The organism is Niallia sp. FSL W8-0177, from assembly GCF_038006285.1.
Classification (GTDB): Bacteria; Bacillota; Bacilli; order Bacillales; family Cytobacillaceae; genus Niallia; species Niallia circulans_A.
Window position 1 is genome coordinate 363,439 of record NZ_JBBOUX010000001.1, and the last position, 15,629, is coordinate 379,067.

At 35.1% G+C, this 15,629-nt stretch carries 18 protein-coding genes and 1 riboswitch; of the genes, 11 read left to right on the plus strand and 7 right to left on the minus strand.

Annotated elements, in window-relative coordinates:
* Positions 1 to 39: 39 nt before the first annotated feature.
* The gene (locus NST77_RS01760; protein WP_123259060.1) at positions 40 to 612 is read right to left on the minus strand and encodes a YitT family protein; all 573 of its coding nucleotides are present in this window, start codon (positions 610 to 612) and stop codon (positions 40 to 42) included.
* Between the two features lie 667 nt (positions 613 to 1,279).
* Here NST77_RS01760 and NST77_RS01765 point away from each other — a divergent pair.
* Positions 1,280 to 1,429, plus strand: coding sequence for a hypothetical protein (locus NST77_RS01765; protein WP_341122689.1), 150 nt, complete (start codon positions 1,280 to 1,282; stop codon positions 1,427 to 1,429).
* A gap of 368 nt (positions 1,430 to 1,797) precedes the next feature.
* Here NST77_RS01765 and NST77_RS01770 read toward each other — a convergent pair whose 3' ends face one another.
* On the minus strand, positions 1,798 to 2,796 hold the full coding sequence (locus NST77_RS01770; protein WP_095330175.1) for an inorganic phosphate transporter: 999 nt from the start codon (positions 2,794 to 2,796) through the stop codon (positions 1,798 to 1,800).
* Positions 2,797 to 2,810: 14 nt separating this feature from the next.
* A complete protein-coding gene (locus tag NST77_RS01775) occupies positions 2,811 to 3,428 on the minus strand; it encodes a DUF47 domain-containing protein (protein WP_047942753.1) in 618 nt (205 codons plus the stop codon).
* Between the two features lie 286 nt (positions 3,429 to 3,714).
* Between NST77_RS01775 and NST77_RS01780 the strand changes: the two genes are divergently transcribed.
* From NST77_RS01780 to NST77_RS01795, 4 genes are all read left to right on the plus strand, one after another.
* Positions 3,715 to 3,861 carry a hypothetical protein gene (locus tag NST77_RS01780; protein ID WP_341122690.1) on the plus strand — a complete coding sequence of 49 codons (147 nt, stop codon included), beginning with the start codon at positions 3,715 to 3,717 and terminating at the stop codon, positions 3,859 to 3,861.
* A 117-nt stretch (positions 3,862 to 3,978) separates the two neighbouring features.
* Positions 3,979 to 4,818: an oxidoreductase gene (locus NST77_RS01785; RefSeq protein WP_095330177.1), complete on the plus strand. Its 840-nt coding sequence runs from the start codon at positions 3,979 to 3,981 to the stop codon at positions 4,816 to 4,818.
* A gap of 110 nt (positions 4,819 to 4,928) precedes the next feature.
* Positions 4,929 to 5,759 carry an aldo/keto reductase gene (locus NST77_RS01790; protein WP_095330174.1) on the plus strand — a complete coding sequence of 277 codons (831 nt, stop codon included), beginning with the start codon at positions 4,929 to 4,931 and terminating at the stop codon, positions 5,757 to 5,759.
* Between the two features lie 259 nt (positions 5,760 to 6,018).
* The gene (locus tag NST77_RS01795) at positions 6,019 to 6,273 is read left to right on the plus strand and encodes a GlsB/YeaQ/YmgE family stress response membrane protein (RefSeq protein WP_061797736.1); all 255 of its coding nucleotides are present in this window, start codon (positions 6,019 to 6,021) and stop codon (positions 6,271 to 6,273) included.
* Positions 6,274 to 6,339: 66 nt separating this feature from the next.
* On the opposite strand, the gene NST77_RS01800 is transcribed toward NST77_RS01795, so the two are convergent.
* Complete coding sequence (locus NST77_RS01800) at positions 6,340 to 7,263, minus strand: RluA family pseudouridine synthase (protein ID WP_095330173.1); 924 nt, start codon at positions 7,261 to 7,263, stop codon at positions 6,340 to 6,342.
* A gap of 174 nt (positions 7,264 to 7,437) precedes the next feature.
* On the opposite strand from NST77_RS01800, the gene NST77_RS01805 reads away from it, so the two are divergent.
* Positions 7,438 to 7,845 (plus strand): DUF5365 family protein, encoded by a 408-nt coding sequence (locus NST77_RS01805; RefSeq protein ID WP_095330172.1) that lies wholly within the window; start codon positions 7,438 to 7,440, stop codon positions 7,843 to 7,845.
* 101 nt (positions 7,846 to 7,946) lie between these two features.
* On the opposite strand, the gene NST77_RS01810 is transcribed toward NST77_RS01805, so the two are convergent.
* Both NST77_RS01810 and NST77_RS01815 read right to left on the minus strand, forming a co-directional pair.
* The gene (locus NST77_RS01810) at positions 7,947 to 8,420 is read right to left on the minus strand and encodes a thioredoxin family protein (protein WP_095330171.1); all 474 of its coding nucleotides are present in this window, start codon (positions 8,418 to 8,420) and stop codon (positions 7,947 to 7,949) included.
* The gene (locus tag NST77_RS01815; RefSeq protein ID WP_095330170.1) at positions 8,417 to 8,863 is read right to left on the minus strand and encodes a disulfide oxidoreductase; all 447 of its coding nucleotides are present in this window, start codon (positions 8,861 to 8,863) and stop codon (positions 8,417 to 8,419) included. The genes NST77_RS01810 and NST77_RS01815 overlap by 4 nt, the downstream gene beginning before the upstream one ends.
* Before the next feature lie 210 nt (positions 8,864 to 9,073).
* On the opposite strand from NST77_RS01815, the gene NST77_RS01820 reads away from it, so the two are divergent.
* Entirely contained in the window at positions 9,074 to 10,612 is a 1,539-nt protein-coding gene (locus NST77_RS01820; protein WP_095330169.1) for a bifunctional GNAT family N-acetyltransferase/carbon-nitrogen hydrolase family protein, read from the plus strand.
* Positions 10,613 to 10,932: 320 nt separating this feature from the next.
* Here the strand turns inward: NST77_RS01820 and NST77_RS01825 are convergent, their stop codons facing one another.
* Complete coding sequence (locus NST77_RS01825; RefSeq protein WP_061797721.1) at positions 10,933 to 11,178, minus strand: YhdB family protein; 246 nt, start codon at positions 11,176 to 11,178, stop codon at positions 10,933 to 10,935.
* A gap of 204 nt (positions 11,179 to 11,382) precedes the next feature.
* Here NST77_RS01825 and NST77_RS01830 point away from each other — a divergent pair, with 204 nt between their 5' ends.
* The 4 genes from NST77_RS01830 (at position 11,383) to NST77_RS01845 (ending at position 15,483) form a co-directional block, all read left to right on the plus strand.
* Entirely contained in the window at positions 11,383 to 12,387 is a 1,005-nt protein-coding gene (locus NST77_RS01830; RefSeq protein ID WP_095330168.1) for a M14 family zinc carboxypeptidase, read from the plus strand.
* 24 nt (positions 12,388 to 12,411) lie between these two features.
* On the plus strand, positions 12,412 to 12,744 hold the full coding sequence (locus tag NST77_RS01835) for a DUF3889 domain-containing protein (protein ID WP_171509403.1): 333 nt from the start codon (positions 12,412 to 12,414) through the stop codon (positions 12,742 to 12,744).
* 146 nt (positions 12,745 to 12,890) lie between these two features.
* Positions 12,891 to 12,992: riboswitch (purine riboswitch) on the plus strand.
* A 152-nt stretch (positions 12,993 to 13,144) separates the two neighbouring features.
* Entirely contained in the window at positions 13,145 to 14,440 is a 1,296-nt protein-coding gene (locus NST77_RS01840) for an NCS2 family permease (RefSeq protein ID WP_123259063.1), read from the plus strand.
* A gap of 245 nt (positions 14,441 to 14,685) precedes the next feature.
* Positions 14,686 to 15,483, plus strand: a complete 798-nt coding sequence (locus NST77_RS01845) for an aminoglycoside adenylyltransferase domain-containing protein (RefSeq protein WP_123259064.1) — start codon at positions 14,686 to 14,688, stop codon at positions 15,481 to 15,483.
* Positions 15,484 to 15,629 lie beyond the last annotated feature (146 nt).

Here is a 15,629-nt window from a genome sequence, read left to right on the forward strand (position 1 = left end):
TTAAAGGCAAGTGGAAGGAGAGGTAATAGCTACCTCTCCTTACTTTATAGGGGAGTTTTTAGATAATAAAGTTGTAAACACAGCCACACAGAAAATAGTTAAGAAAGAAGCTAAAAAAGTTGTCGGCCCAACTATTTTGTAGCCGCTGGCTAAAACGATCCCATCTATTAGAAAAATGATGAAACCTACCTGAATAGAAAGGATCTTTGATAGGACTTGGGCAAGGAGATCAGTCCCTCCAGTGCTGGTCTCAAATCGAAGCATTACGCCAATCCCTATGCCGATTATCACTCCACCCAAAATCGCACTTAATACAAGCTTCAGTGAAAATAAATCACGTAAAAAAGATAGGAAATCAATAGAGATGGAGGAAGCAAGGAAGCCAATTATGCCATAAATAAAGTATTTCCTATTATAAAACCACACCACAATATATAATGGAATGCTTAAAAGAATCATAGACAGACCTGTGGGAATCTCGTAGTGATAGTGAAGAATAAGGCCGATTCCAATTATACCCCCATCTAACAGATGATGTGGGACTAAAAATCCATTTACCCCAATGCCTATTAATAAGCTCCCTACAATTATCGCCGCTATTTTTTCTATCACTAAACATCATCCTATCTATTCCTTGTCCACTCATCTTATACATATGTGTAAAAACGCGAACATAGAAGAACTTAATCGGACAAGCAGGATGAAAATTGATCGAGTAATTGGGATATGGAAGTTAGAAGTAAGATAGGTGAAGATACTACTTTTTCTTATTAATTTCTATAAACAGGTAATTTAGCGAAATTAAGTAATAGAAGATTGCGAGCATTTATTTGCTGCAAGGAAAAGCGGTGTTCATAAAGAGAATGAAAGCCAGAAAGAGCTCGGCTGCAAGAAAAAGTGGTGTTCATAGAGGGAATGAAAGCCAAAAACTGCTCGGCTGCAAGAAAAAGTGGTGTTCATAGAGGGAATGAAAGCCAAAAACTGCTCGGCTGCAAGAAAAAGTGGTGTTCATAGAGGGAATGAAAGCCAAAAACTGCTCGGCTGCAAGAAAAAGTGGTGTTCATAGAGGGAATGAAAGTCAAAAACTGCTCGGCTGTAAGAAAAAGTGGTGTTCATAGAGGGAATGAAAGCCAAAAACTGCTCGGCTGTAAGAAAAAGTGGTGTTCATAAAGAGAATGAAAGCCAAAAACTGCTCGGCTGTAAGAAAAAGTGGTGTTTATAAAGGGAATGAAAGCCAGAAAGAGCTCGGCTGCAAGAAAAAGTGGTGTTCATAGAGGGAATGAAAGCCAAAAACTGCTCGGCTGTAAGAAAAAGTGGTGTTCATAAAGGAAATGAAAGCCAGAAAGAGCTCGGCTGCAAGAAAAAAGGTGTTCATAGAGGGAATGAAAGCCAGAAAGAGCTCGGCTGTAAGAAAAAGTGGTGTTCATAGAGGGAATGAAAGCCAGAAAGAGCTCGGCTGTAAGAAAAAGTGGTGTTCATAGAGGGAATGAAAGCCAAAAACTGCTTGGCTGCAAGAAAAAGTGGTGTTCATAAAGGAAATGAAAGCCAGAAAGAGCTCGGCTGCAAGAAAAAAAGGTGTTCAATCAAAGAATGTGCACAAGCTCATCATAAAATACACACAAAAAGCTACGAACTATTTAAAGTAACTAAAAGTGGCTTTTTTTTCTTAGATATCAGTTCTCTTCCAGCACTTTTTAACTTTTAAAGGGTCGCTTTAAATAAGAAAAACATCTTTACCCAATTAGGTGAAGATGTTTCTTATGGCCATTTATTAAGCCGTATATGATAATTTTTTACTTAAAAAAAGAAATGCAGGATATAGTAACAAATTGCAGCGATACTTGCTGAAATTGGCAATGTAATAACCCATGTAATAATCATTCGTTGTGCTGTTCCCCATTTAACTCCTTTTAAGCGATGCGCAGAACCAACACCGAGAATAGAAGAAGAGATAACATGGGTTGTACTAACTGGAAGGTGAATTAAGGTCGATCCGAAAATGATCATTGCTCCTGATAAATCAGCTGCTACCCCATTTACTGGTCGAATTTTCATAATATTTCCACCAACGGTTTTGATAATTCTCCAGCCACCTACAGAAGTCCCTAGTCCCATTGCAGTAGCACAGGCAAATTGTACCCAAAATGGCACCTCACCAGTTGAAACATAATTATTAGCTAATAAAGCCATCGTAATAATCCCCATGGCTTTTTGAGCATCATTTGTACCATGTGTATAAGACTGCAATGCTGCTGTGAATATTTGGAAATAGCGAAAACGTCTATTTGTTTTTGTTAAATTTAAATCCCTAAAAAAGAATTTAAAAATGGAGTAAATAGTAAAACCAACAATAAAGGCGATGATAGGCGAAAGAATCAATGCCTCAATGATTTTAATAAACCCAGTATAATTAAGGGAGGAGAAACCAGAAGAAGCAATTGCTGCTCCAGCGATTGATCCAATAATTGCATGGGAAGAACTACTCGGTATTCCAAAATACCAAGTAACTAAATTCCAGATGATAGCAGAAATCAATGCTGCAAGGATAACGAGAGAACCATTTGTTAATTGAAAAGGATCTACGATTCCTTTTGTAATTGTCTTTGCCACACCAGTAAAGGTCATCGCACCAATAAAGTTCATACATGCTGCCATAATAATGGCGTGCTTTGGTTTTAGTGCTTTTGTTGATACTGCAGTAGCAATGGAATTGGCTGTATCATGAAAGCCATTAATAAAATCAAATGCTAAGGCAAAGACAACGATTAAAATTGTAAGTATTAATAATGTATTCATTGGAAAAAGACTCCTTATGCGTTCTTCATAATGATACTTTCAAGTGTGTTGGCAACACTTTGACAGTAATCAGCGATATCCTCAAGATTTTCATACACTTCTTTATATTGGATAATACGAATCGGATCTTTTTCGACAGAGAAAAGGTTTTTAATCGATTGTCGTAAAATGCCATCACATTTTGATTCGTGATCTTTAATTCTAATTGCATATTCTCTAATTTTAGGTAATTTTTTAGTTGTAAGTAAATCTACTGCTTTATCAATTTCTACTGCACAGTTTTTGATTTCTTCCACAAAACGCAGCATATATTCATCTGCACTAATGATATTGTACATTTCGAAAAGTGCAGAAGTACTCTCAAGACCATCTAAAACATCATCCATACTCATTGTAAGAGCTAGAATGTCTTCTCTTTCAATCGGCGTAATAAAGGCTTTATTTAATTCTGTGATAACTTCATGAACATATGTATCACCTTTTGTTTCAATTTCCTTCATTGTTTCAGAAAAAGTTTTTAAATCGCTAACATTTGTTAGCTTATAGTCAGCAAAAAAGTCTGCTCCTTCTTTTAAATTTGAAGCGATATTTTTTAACATAACAGCAAACTTATCTTGTTTTTTAAAAACCATTATGGTTACCTCCATTAATATATAACAAATTATGACTAAGCCTTACATATTTTATAGGAAAGTTGTCGAATAGCATAGTATTTTGAAAAGAAATTTACAAAAACTTAATATTTGGTTTACAAACTTTTAAGAAAACTACATTGCTTTTTTACAATATTTTCATTAATTTAATAATTTTCTCCAGGAAATTGAGTGCTTTTTCATAGCTCTATCCTAATATTGTGTCCAATTCTATATATAATAAAGTAATAGCAAAATGTCCAAATAAGAAGGAGAGCCACTGTTAATGATGAAATTATTATTATTCGAGAAAGATATGGCTTATAGGAAGAGAACAGAATCCCATAAACAAGTTCTATATATTACAATGGACATTACAGGAACTACGATTATCGAGAAGAAAGGAGATTCCTTATTAGGAGGGGAAGATTAAGTCCAATCCACTCTGTGAATCAAAAAGTTTTAATATAGAAAAGAAGCGTTAATAAGAACAACAGTCAATATAATGTCCATGTGAAGATGAGAATATGTGGCAGGAAAAGGGGAAAAAGTGGAGAAAAAAGTAGTCCTCATAACAGGAGCAAATAGTGGATTTGGGAAATGGATGACAATAGAATTTGCAAAAGCGAACTATACAGTTATAGCATCGATGAGAGATAGGAATAAAAGTAGGCAGTTGGTAGAAGAAGCAACAAAAATGGGGATAATCTCTAATATAGACATAGTTTCTTTAGATATTACTTCTGAGCAATCAGTAGAAAACTTAAGTTTATATGTACAGAGAATAGGCCAGATTGACTTACTGATAAATAATGCCGGCTATGCAGGAGCCGGTTTTTCAGAGGAGATATCAATCGAAGAATATCAACGTCAGCTGGATACGAATTTTTTTGGAGCGATTCGTGTAACGCAATGTATTCTTCCGCTTATGAGAAAGCAGCGGAGAGGAATGATTATTAATATAAGCAGCATAAGTGGCGAAATTGGATTTCCAGGCTTATCCCCATATGTTTCCTCTAAATTTGCACTAGAAGGATGGAGTGAGGCCTTGAGATTGGAGTTAGCTCCATTTTCTATTCCAGTCGTTCTAGTAGAGCCTGGTTCTTTTCAAACAAATATTTGGACAACAGGGAAGCAAATTGCTGAAAAATCTACCTTGTCTTCTTCACCTTATTATTCGTATATGAAACAGCTCGATACATATTTACATAATAGCAGCAAAAAAAATGGAAATCCAAGGTTGGTAGCTGAAAAGGTAGTTTCTATTGCAAAGAAAAAACATCCAAGATTACGTTATGTAGTTGGAAAAGGAACAAAAGGTACAATCTTTTTCAAGCATATTGTGCCATGGAAGTGGTGGGAGAAAATCGTTCTATATATTTTAAAATAAAAATATATTAGGAAGCAGGCAATTTTTTAAAAGGAATAATTCATATTTATAGAGAAGTATTCAAATAAGTGTTATTATATGGATAATTCTGATTTTTGGAGGTGTTTTGTTTGGTCAATAGCATCGAACAGAAAGTGACGCTACATAATGGAGTAGAAATACCACAATTAGGGATTGGTGTCTTTAAAGTAGAAGAGGGAGACACCGTATTCCAAACAGTAAAAACTGCTTTGGATCTTGGTTATCGTTCTATTGATACTGCTGCCATTTATAAGAATGAAGAAGGAGTAGGCAGAGCGATAAAAGAAAGCGCTATCCAAAGAGATGAGTTATTTGTTACTACTAAAGTATGGAATGATGATCAAGGATATGATTCCACTTTAAGAGCATTTGAAACGAGTTTGAAAAAATTAGACTTAGACTACCTAGATTTATATTTAATTCATTGGCCAGGAAAAGATAAATATGTGGAAACATGGAAAGCACTTGAGAAATTATATAAAGAAGGATTAGTTAGAGCTATTGGTGTAAGTAATTTTCATGAACATCATTTAGAACATTTACTTGCAAATGCAAATGAGAAGCCAACTGTTAACCAGATTGAATTACATCCAAGGCTTTCCCAAGAGAGCGTAAGAGAATATTGCAAGAAAAAAGATATCAAAGTGGAAGCATGGTCGCCGATTGCCAAAGGTCGGTTAGTAAATGAACCGACACTTAATTATATTGCGAAAAAGCATGAGAAAACCCCTGTTCAAGTTATTTTACGCTGGCATCTGCAACATGGAAATATTATAATTCCTAAGTCTGTTCATCCAGAAAGAATCAAAGAAAATGCAGAGATATTTGATTTTCAACTAAGCTTAGTGGAAATGGATCAAATCGATCGCTTAAATATGAATGAAAGACTTGGCAGTAATCCAGATGAATTATTATTTTAATTAAATTTAAAGACTATAAAACGGAACAAACAAAAGGTCTGCGCCTAATTAATTAGGCGTAGATTTTTTGTTAGGAAGCACTTAAATGAATCTTCTTAAAACAATGAATGTAATAGTTATGTTTAAAAGACTCAAAGGGTGGTAAATATAAGTACAAGCAGATAGTGAAAATAAACCGTACGGAAAAATCATTGCTGCAGCATGTTTTTCACTATCTCATTGAAAAATATCAACACTATAAGAAAAAGGAGTGTTAAATATGGGATTTTTATGGTCATTAATAATAGGTGGTATTATAGGATGGTTAGCAGGATTAATTACTGGTAAAGATATTCCTGGTGGAGTTATTGGTAATATTATTGCCGGTTTTGTTGGAGCTTGGTTAGGATCATTAATTTTAGGAGATTGGGGTCCATCCATTGCTGATTTCGCCATTATTCCGAGCATTATCGGTGCAGTCGTTTTAGTATTTATTCTAAGCCTGATTATGCGTGGTATGCGTAAAACAACATAAAGTATAGAGAAAAAAGGAAATGAGCTTTCTTAAGCCATTTCCTTTTTTTTGTTGAAAACATGCCCTTTAACTTAGCAATTCTTCCCAATCTTCATTAGGGAATATCGGCGGATTGTCTAATGGCGGAGCAAAGACTGTAATTTGTTCCTGCGAGATAGGGTGGGTGAATTGAATTTTCGCCGCGTGAAGTGCTTGTCGATGGAACATTGGTTTCCCGCCATAAAGTTTGTCTCCGGCAAGGGGATGCTTAATGGAGCTTAAATGGACTCTAATCTGATGTGTTCTGCCCGTGTCTAAAGTGCAAGAGATAAGGGTTAAATCTTCAGACGGCAGCCGCTTGATTCGTTTAAAATGGGTGATTGCCTGTTGGCCTGTTTCTGAAATTCTTCGACGGCTGCTATGATGTCGATCTTTCCCAATCGGCTTATTAATCGTTCCTTTTTTCTGTGCTAAAAAACCCTCAATAAGAGCGATATACGTTCTTTTAATTTTTCTTTCTCTTAATAGATAATCAAGCATGTTAGCGACTAAATCGTGTTTGGCAAAAAGAATACACCCGGTAGTATCCCGATCCAATCTGTGGATATGCTTTAATTGTCTTTCTTCTCCACTTAATAATAGATGATAGGCCACACCATTTAATAAGGAAGAAGTATCTTCGGGAGAATGAGGATGGGTATCGATGGAATCAGGTTTGTTTACGACTAAAAGGAAATCATCTTCATAAAGAATAGAAAGATCCATATAAATTGGGATAATGTTGTTAGGCTGCTGCTGAAAGAGATTAATTTTTAAAATATCTTCCTGCTTAAGCATGGAATTCCATGGAACATTTTGGTTATTTAATTGAACTTTTTTCTCCATTTTAAATAGATGAATTTGCTTTTTTGAAGCAAGTAAAACCTGTGAAAAGAACTCCTCGATCGATAATCCTTCCCATTGCACAGGGATTTTAAGCAGTAGCCAGTCTCCTTTTCTTTCATATATCATACATAAAATCTCCTTTGTTTTTTATACGAATGAATGATAAAAGTGTCTTAAATATAACTTAGTTATCATATCATGGTTTTAATTACCACAGAAATGGTTTTTGGGGATATGTTAGACTATGGGTAACAGTTAGGTTGTGTAAATTTATAAGAAATAAAGAGGGTGTTTCATTTCATGAAAGTCGTATTTGCATCAACACCAACACAAGAGGAAAGAATTAATGAGTTGATTCAGACCTTTTATTCGAAGGTATTTCCTTTTTACTTTTCAGATGAGGAAATTAATCAATTCGAACGATTAAAGGTTTTAGCTATTACTCCAGAAAAAGCGCAGTTATTAAGCACATTAAAAACATCTTATCAAGTAATTGCCAGTCTTCAAACCCTTGTGAACATATTGGAGGATCCAGAGAATAAGCACAAATATAAACAAGTTTTTGCAAAAAATGTCCACATTCTCGAGGAATTGGATATATTCTTTCCCTTCCATTTAGATAATTTTAGATCAAGCAGTAACGGGGATTCCTGCAATCAAGTGAATTTTAGTATGTATGCAGAGGCAAATAATTCATACTTACTTTAATTTTTTCTAACTTCCTATTGCTTATTCTTTAGGAAAGGAAAAAGGCCATCGCAGTCAATAGAAAGACGATGGCCTTTTTTATACAAAATTTTTTAGCACCCTTATTTTTTCACACTGTATTCTTCGAGCCACTGTTTAAAGACTGCAGGTTCTTTGTAGCCATTAATTCTGCTTACTTCTTTTCCATTTTTGTATTGGACAATAGTAGGAGTTGACTCGATATTGTATTTATCCCAGCCTTCCTCAAATTCCAATAAATTATATTGATCAATCGATACATTTAATTCTTTTGCAAGTGGCATTAATTCAGGAGTAGTTTTTAAACAATATTGACATTCCGAACTAAAGAAATAGACGGTCACATCTTCCTCGTTTTTTAATTTTTCCTCGAGTTCATCAGGAAGGATGATATTTTGGTAATTAGGATTCTCTAATAATTCAACTGTAGCTGGCTCCAGATCTGCTTTCTTATAGATATTGCCTTCCACAGCTTTTTCTTTTTTCATATGAGATAAAAAAGCTACCCCAGCAAATAAAATAATAATAAAGACAAGGAAAAACAGGACTTTTTTCATTCATTCATCTCCTTTGTTTTTTTCCAAATAATAAGGCTGCAAGTAAAGATAATGATAAATCCAATTAGCGCCATAAAGGGGATCGTGATAAAACCTAACCAATTTATGTACTCACCTGTGCAAGAAACTGGTCCGCAGGCTGATGACGATTCAAAGATGCTAGCTAACTTTTGGATGGAATAGTGATAAATGGAAACACATGCGCCAATCCCAGAAAGAATCATGGTATAAAAGCTGATTTTGTAATCTTTTCGAATTACCGCAATTCCTAAAATAATCACAAACGGGTACATTAAAATACGCTGATACCAACACAAAGTACATGGAACAAATTCTCTAATTTCGGAAAAGTAGAGACTGCCAAACATGCTGAGGACAGCTGCAATCCATGCCAAATATAAAATGTTCTCCCGTGAATCCTTTTGCTTTGTTTTTTCCTCCATAAGATTCTCCTTTATTGTGTTTATTGATTCCTAAAATTGATAGAAATATTTTCACTATAAAAAAAGTATAAAGGTAATCGGAATTGATGTAAACAAACTAGAATTCCAAAAGGAGAGAGATTATATCTGAAAAAAATGGGGAAATGTAAAAATAGTAAATAAAATGTAGAGTATGGATTAAGAAGATCATACATAAGGGAGTAAAATAGTATGCCAAAATTGGATTTATCGAAATTTGAGAAAAAACTCATTATCCGAAACACAGAATTTCAGGATATTGATAAAATCATGAAGCTTCAAGCGGAGTGCTTTCCAGGCATGGATCCGTGGACAAAGGATCAATTAAGAAGCCATATTGAGATTTTTCAAGAAGGACAATTTGTTGCAGAATATGATGGGGAAATTATTGGATCATGCTCTAGCTTGATTATAAATTTTGACGAATATGATGCCCGCCATACATGGGATGAAGTGACAGATGGCGGATATATCACAAATCATAATCCCCATGGCTATAATCTTTATGGAATTGAGGTAATGGTAGATCCAGAATACCGAAGAATGAAAATAGGACACCGTCTTTATGAAGCGAGAAAAGAGTTAGTGCGTCAGCTGAATTTACAAAGTATTATCATTGGCGGTAGAATACCGAATTATTATAAATATGAAGACCAAATGACAGCAAGAGAATATGTTCAAGAAGTACTTCATCATAAAATATATGATCCAGTACTGTCCTTTCAATTATTAAATGGTTTTACGTTAATGCGGATTAATCCAAATTACTTACCAGATGATGCCCAATCGAAAAGCTATGCAACGATTATGGAATGGAACAATGTAGAATACATGCCAAAATCTAAACGTTTTTTCAAAAGCAGTTATCCTGTGCGGATTTGCGTTGTTCAATATAAGATGAGACAGATAAAGAGTTTTGAGGATTTTGCCAATCAGGTAGAGTATTATACAGATGTAGCATCCAATGGGGAATCAGATTTTGTTGTATTTCCTGAATTGCTTACATCGCAATTAATGTCGTTTATGGATGAACGTGTTCCAAGTACGGCTATTAGAAAGGTAACAGAATATACAGAGCAGTATATTGAGCTTTTCACTAATTTAGCAATTCGCTATAACATTAATATTATCGGTGGTTCTCATTTTGTGAAAGAAGATGATGAAGAAATTTATAATATTGCCTATCTTTTTAGACGTGATGGCACGATTGAGAAACAATATAAATTACATATAACGCCTAATGAGCGGAAATGGTGGGGGATAAGACGAGGAGATGCCGTCAGGGTTTTTGATACAGATTGTGGGAAAATTGCGATTCAAATTTGCTATGATATTGAATTTCCAGAGCTAGCCCGGATTGCAACCGATATGGGGGCGAAAATTATTTTTACCCCGTTTTGTACAGAAGATCGCCAAGGTTATTTACGTGTCCGGTATTGTGCGCAAGCTCGAGCTGTAGAAAACCAAGTTTATACGGTGATTGCTGGGACTGTCGGTAATTTACCACAAACAGAAAATATGGATATTCAATATGCCCAATCGGCTATCTTCGCGCCATCTGATTTTGAATTTGCACGAGATGGGATTGTTGGGGAAACAAACCCAAATATAGAAATGGTTATGATCGGAGATGTAGATTTAGAAATACTAAGAAGACAACGACAAAGAGGAACAGTCCGCCAATTAAAAGATAGACGCTTTGACGTATACCGAATTGAATATAAGAAGTAATCAATTATAGATGTAATATGAAATGAACAGGTAAAACCACGACTGAAGAGTCGTGGTTTTACCTGTAGACAAACTAATCTCTTTGAATTATTAGGATGTTGCTTTCCGCTTCGGGGGTTCGCTTTCCGTGGGGCTCGCGCTGAGCCGCGGTCTGCTTACAGCCTGCAGGGTCTCAGACTGTCTCGCTAATCCCACAGGAGTCTCACCCCCTCCACTCCAATCAACACATAAAAATGTAATTCTTACTTCGCCAATATCTTTTTGTCGACAAACTCAAACCACGACTGAAGTGTCGTGGTTTTTTGGTGGGATTCTATCTATTACATGGTAGTTGTGTGAATCCATTCTTCTTCGGCTAAATCGTTGGCGTGATCGATGTAGCGTAATAAGGAATATAAATGTTTTTCTATGACAGAATAATCATGTTCAAAGTTGTAGGCATGCAGAAATTGTTCAATTTTTTTTGAGAGAAAGTTATCATGGGTTCTTACCATCAATATGAGAAGATTATCCCACTCTGATCGATGAGTATAGTATAGGGCTCGATCATAATCTGTTTTGTTCATCTTTATGCCTCCTTATGTGGGAAGGAGATGATTATATTATATGGATAAAGGTAAGAATGTTACCCACTAAAAGTTGGCTATATTGATTTAAAAGGGTTTTCTGTTTTTACCTGTATAATTCTTGTGGTTTCATGTGAGAATTAATTCAACGTAATATGAATAAGGACTCCTATATATCCACAATATAAAGAAAAAGGGGTTATTATGAAGAGGCGACTTATTATTATTCTAACTGCAATCTCAGTCTTTCTTTGTGTAAATACAAAGGAGTCCTATGCGAAATCAGTTGTTGATACGAGTGAAGTGTATACATACGAAAACTTTCAAGATGATGTTTGGATTTTAAAAAGTAAATATAAGAAACAGCTCCAAGTCCATACGATTGGAAAATCAGAATTTGGTCGAAAAATTTATGCGATTCAAATAGGGACAGGAAAGAAAAGTATCCTTTTGTCAGGTGCACATCATGGAAGGGAATGGATTACTTCTTTATTAACGATGAAAATGGCAGAGGATATTGCAGGGACAATAAAGAATGGAGACAATTTTCTTGGTTCCTATTCGATTTGGATTGTACCAATGATCAATCCAGATGGAGTCACCATTCAACAGGGGAAAATCAACAAATTTCCGTTTTTCTCGAAAAGAAAAATAAAGAAGATGAATGGCGGTCTAAATGATTTTACGCGTTGGAAAAGTAATGGGCTAGGAGTGGATCTAAATCGACAATATCCTGCTGGATGGGAGTATATAAAGGATTCCAAAAAAGAACCTTTTTATAAAAATTATAAAGGGAAAGCTCCATTTGAAGCAAAAGAGGTACAAGCCATTGTCGAGTTAACAGAAAAAATAAAACCAACGATTGCGGTTGCTTACCATTCTTCTGGTCAGGAGATTTTTTGGCAATATAATAATGGAGTGAATGAGGACAGAGATCGGATGATTGCAGAAGTTCTCGCAAAAGAAACTGGGTACAAGCTTGGGGTTCCACCTAAAGACGCCGTAGGGGGTGGATTTACAGATTGGTTTATTACGACCTATCATTTACCCGCATATACAATTGAAATATGTCCATTGGTAGATGAGCGCCACCCTTCCTTGACAAACTTTTCTAAAGAATGGGCCAGAAATAAAACCATTCCCAGAACGCTGATTGAGGAAGCCAAAAAAATAGATGCGATACATAAAAAAATGCTGGGAGATTCATAATAAGAAAAAACATTGGAGGTAAATATGAAGACTAAATCTTTATCCGTTCTTATTGTTACCATATCAGTATTAGTTATGGCATTTATGTTTCCATCCCATCATTTAGCTGTCCAAGAGTTAGATTATAAGAAATTTGGGTCTGTTGCAATGGCTGTAGTAAAGGCAGATTATCCAGAAGAGTCTGTAACTGATTATAAATATTTAGGGCGCAAAAAAATATCTCCGCAAGAAGAACAAGATTCCTTTCAATTTCTTGTAAAAGAGGGTGGAAAGGAAAAAACAGTTATTGTTGCGGTGAATCATAATACAAAAAATGATAAATTCATCTCCTTAGTAGTAGAAGAAGCAAAGTCATAAAAAAGACCGAAATGGTCTTTTTTATGGCTTTTTCCGAGTTGGTTTGCTTTCAATTCTCAGTATTTTGCATTTGTTACTAGACAATTCTATTCCAATTTATACTATTGACATAATAAATTAATCTTGTTATCATTCTCCTATTGTTTTTAAAAAGAATAGATAGACCTTGTATAAATTCAAGAATATGGCTTGAAAGTTTCTACCAGCTACCAATAAATAGCTTGTCTACAAGGAATGGGAATTTTATAACATTTTTATTCCGTTTTGTAGAAAAGCTTTGACCAAATAAGGGTCAAAGTTTTTTTTATTATCTAATGGGAAAATAAAATGAATTAGTGGTAAAACTAATCTTAGAATCACTCCCTATCGATCTATAATTTAGCAAATAGGAGACTACAACATGAGAGACTTTTTTAAATTTGCAGAACGGAACACTTCTTATGCGCAGGAAACACTTGCAGGAATAACAACTTTCCTATCGATAGCATATATATTAGTTGTAAATCCAATTATCTTAAGCCAATCCGGAATGGATAGCGGGGCTGTATTCACAGCAACTGCGCTCACGGCGATCATCGGAACATTACTTATAGGTTTACTTGCTAACTTTCCAATCGCAATCGCACCTAGTATGGGCCTGAATTCGTTCTTCACTTTTTCTGTATGTATTGGAATGGGAATAGAATGGCAGGTCGCTTTAACGGGTGTTTTTGTTGCAGGCATCATTTTTATGCTATTAAGCTTAATGAAAATCCGCGAGAAGATTATTAATATCATTCCAGCGAGTTTAAAACATGCAATCGCTGCTGGAATTGGATTTTTCATTACGTTTATTGGGTTGAAAAATGGTGGAATTATTATTGGTAATCCAGATACATTTGTCTCGATTGGTGATTTTACTTCTCCTATGACCCTGCTGGCAATTATAGGTCTTGTCATTACAATTGTTATGTTAGTACGCGGCATTAACGGCGGGATTTTTTATGGCATGGTCATTACTACGATTGTGGGAATGATTTTTGGATTAATAGAAGTTCCTTCTTCGGTTGTTGGAGATATACCAAGCCTTAAACCAACATTTGGTGTTGTATTTTCTCATTTAGATGAGATTTTTACGCCAGAAATACTGACAGTTATCTTTACCTTTTTAATTGTTGCCTTCTTTGATACTGCAGGTGCATTAATTGCCTTAACTAGTCAAGCTGGAATGATGAAGGATAATAAGATTCCTAATATCGGTAAAGGGCTGCTTGCCGATTCTGCTGCCGGTGCCATTGGGGCTATTTTAGGCACATCGACACCTGCAACGAGTGTTGAATCTTCGGCAGGTATTGCTGTCGGAGGAAGAACAGGCTTTACGTCTGTCGTCATTGCAGCTTGTTTTGTAATCGCATTGTTCTTTTCACCACTTGTTGCCGTTATTTCAGTGGAAGTTACAGCTGCTGCATTAATTGTGGTAGGGGCATTAATGGCCATGGAAATTAGGAGAATAGACTGGACGAAGTTAGAAATTGTCATTCCATCCTTTTTAACAATTATTATGATGCCTCTTACTTCTAGTGTGGCAATCGGGATTGGATTAGGATTTGTTTTTTATCCAATATGTTTAGTATCACAAAAGCGTTATAAAGAAGTTCATCCAATTATGTATGTACTTTGCTTGTTATTTATTTTATACTTTGCTTTTATCGTGTGAAGCTTTAAGTAGGGAAGGATGATAAAATATCATACAGTATATGCATTGAAAGAAAAAGGATAGAAGAGTGGAAGGAATTCGCTCTATCTATCCTTTTTTTGTACGATATTCTTATTTCCCCACAGAACAGCAATATGATAGTTGTAAATGTTTACATTGGCGATAGTTAGTATTAATATTAACTAAAATTACTATTTTTAACAAATAAGCATATTGGTAACGGAGTAAGAACAGGGGGGAGAAAGATGGGGGATGTTTGGAAAACATGTTCTTCAGAAGTGAAGGATTTTGTCTTTCATCTAAACAAAAGTATGAAGGAAATTATAAAAGACAATTACCTTGGTTTTTATATACATGGTTCTTTGGCTATGGGAGGATTTAATCCTAAAAGCAGCGATGTGGATGCTTTGGTTATTACGCATCAGTCATTAGAAGTAGAAGATAAAAGAAAATTAGCGCGGTTCTTATTAGGTTATTCCAATTCTCCATATCCCATTGAAATAAGTTTTCTAAATACGGATCAATTACGGCATTGGCAGCATCCATCTGCATTTGACTTCCATTATAGTGAGTTTTGGAGAGAACGCTTCGAAAGAGATTTGTTAAATGGTACCTATCAGTATCTAAATAGTGACATTCATTCAGATGCCGATTTAGCAGCTCATTTAACGATTACTTATCAAAGAGGCATTTGTGTAGAAGGTAAACCTATAAAGGAAGTATTTCCTTTAGTTCCAAGCGCAGATTATATATCGTCCATACTAGGTGACTATTACGATTGTTTGGAAAATATCGAAAAAGACCCCATTTATTGTTCGTTAAATTTAATAAGAGTATTTTGGTTTCTTAAAGAAGGAGTCGTTTCCTCCAAGCAAGAAGCTGGTAATTGGGGGCTTAAAACATTTCCGAAGAATGTAAGGACCATCATTCGTAAAGTCGTCGATTCTTATAAAAATGGAAATGGTACTAAGACTTTTGAGAAAGACGAACTTATCTCATTAAGAGATTATATTGCCGATAAGGTTCAAAAACTATTAAGCTAACGGATGTTTATATGGGAGATTAACTGCTAATCAAGCATCTTCGATTATGTTATACAAAATGAAAATATCTTTGGATACATAGGAAAAGAATGGGGAACTTTAGCTATAAAAAAAACTATTAAGTTACGTTATTGATAAGAGCTAAT

What these genes read in the sequence shown, in the direction of transcription:
- NST77_RS01765 (WP_341122689.1), top strand. Translation starts at nt 1,280, where the DNA reads ATGAAAGCCAAAAACTGCTCGGCTGTAAGAAAAAGTGGTGTTCATAAA.
- NST77_RS01770 (WP_095330175.1), bottom strand. Translation starts at nt 2,796, where the DNA reads ATGAATACATTATTAATACTTACAATTTTAATCGTTGTCTTTGCCTTA.
- NST77_RS01775 (WP_047942753.1), bottom strand. Translation starts at nt 3,428, where the DNA reads ATGGTTTTTAAAAAACAAGATAAGTTTGCTGTTATGTTAAAAAATATC.
- NST77_RS01780 (WP_341122690.1), top strand. Translation starts at nt 3,715, where the DNA reads ATGATGAAATTATTATTATTCGAGAAAGATATGGCTTATAGGAAGAGA.
- NST77_RS01795 (WP_061797736.1), top strand. Translation starts at nt 6,019, where the DNA reads ATGGGATTTTTATGGTCATTAATAATAGGTGGTATTATAGGATGGTTA.
- NST77_RS01800 (WP_095330173.1), bottom strand. Translation starts at nt 7,263, where the DNA reads ATGATATATGAAAGAAAAGGAGACTGGCTACTGCTTAAAATCCCTGTG.
- NST77_RS01805 (WP_095330172.1), top strand. Translation starts at nt 7,438, where the DNA reads ATGAAAGTCGTATTTGCATCAACACCAACACAAGAGGAAAGAATTAAT.
- NST77_RS01810 (WP_095330171.1), bottom strand. Translation starts at nt 8,420, where the DNA reads ATGAAAAAAGTCCTGTTTTTCCTTGTCTTTATTATTATTTTATTTGCT.
- NST77_RS01815 (WP_095330170.1), bottom strand. Translation starts at nt 8,863, where the DNA reads ATGGAGGAAAAAACAAAGCAAAAGGATTCACGGGAGAACATTTTATAT.
- NST77_RS01820 (WP_095330169.1), top strand. Translation starts at nt 9,074, where the DNA reads ATGCCAAAATTGGATTTATCGAAATTTGAGAAAAAACTCATTATCCGA.
- NST77_RS01825 (WP_061797721.1), bottom strand. Translation starts at nt 11,178, where the DNA reads ATGAACAAAACAGATTATGATCGAGCCCTATACTATACTCATCGATCA.
- NST77_RS01830 (WP_095330168.1), top strand. Translation starts at nt 11,383, where the DNA reads ATGAAGAGGCGACTTATTATTATTCTAACTGCAATCTCAGTCTTTCTT.
- NST77_RS01835 (WP_171509403.1), top strand. Translation starts at nt 12,412, where the DNA reads ATGAAGACTAAATCTTTATCCGTTCTTATTGTTACCATATCAGTATTA.
- NST77_RS01840 (WP_123259063.1), top strand. Translation starts at nt 13,145, where the DNA reads ATGAGAGACTTTTTTAAATTTGCAGAACGGAACACTTCTTATGCGCAG.
- NST77_RS01845 (WP_123259064.1), top strand. Translation starts at nt 14,686, where the DNA reads ATGGGGGATGTTTGGAAAACATGTTCTTCAGAAGTGAAGGATTTTGTC.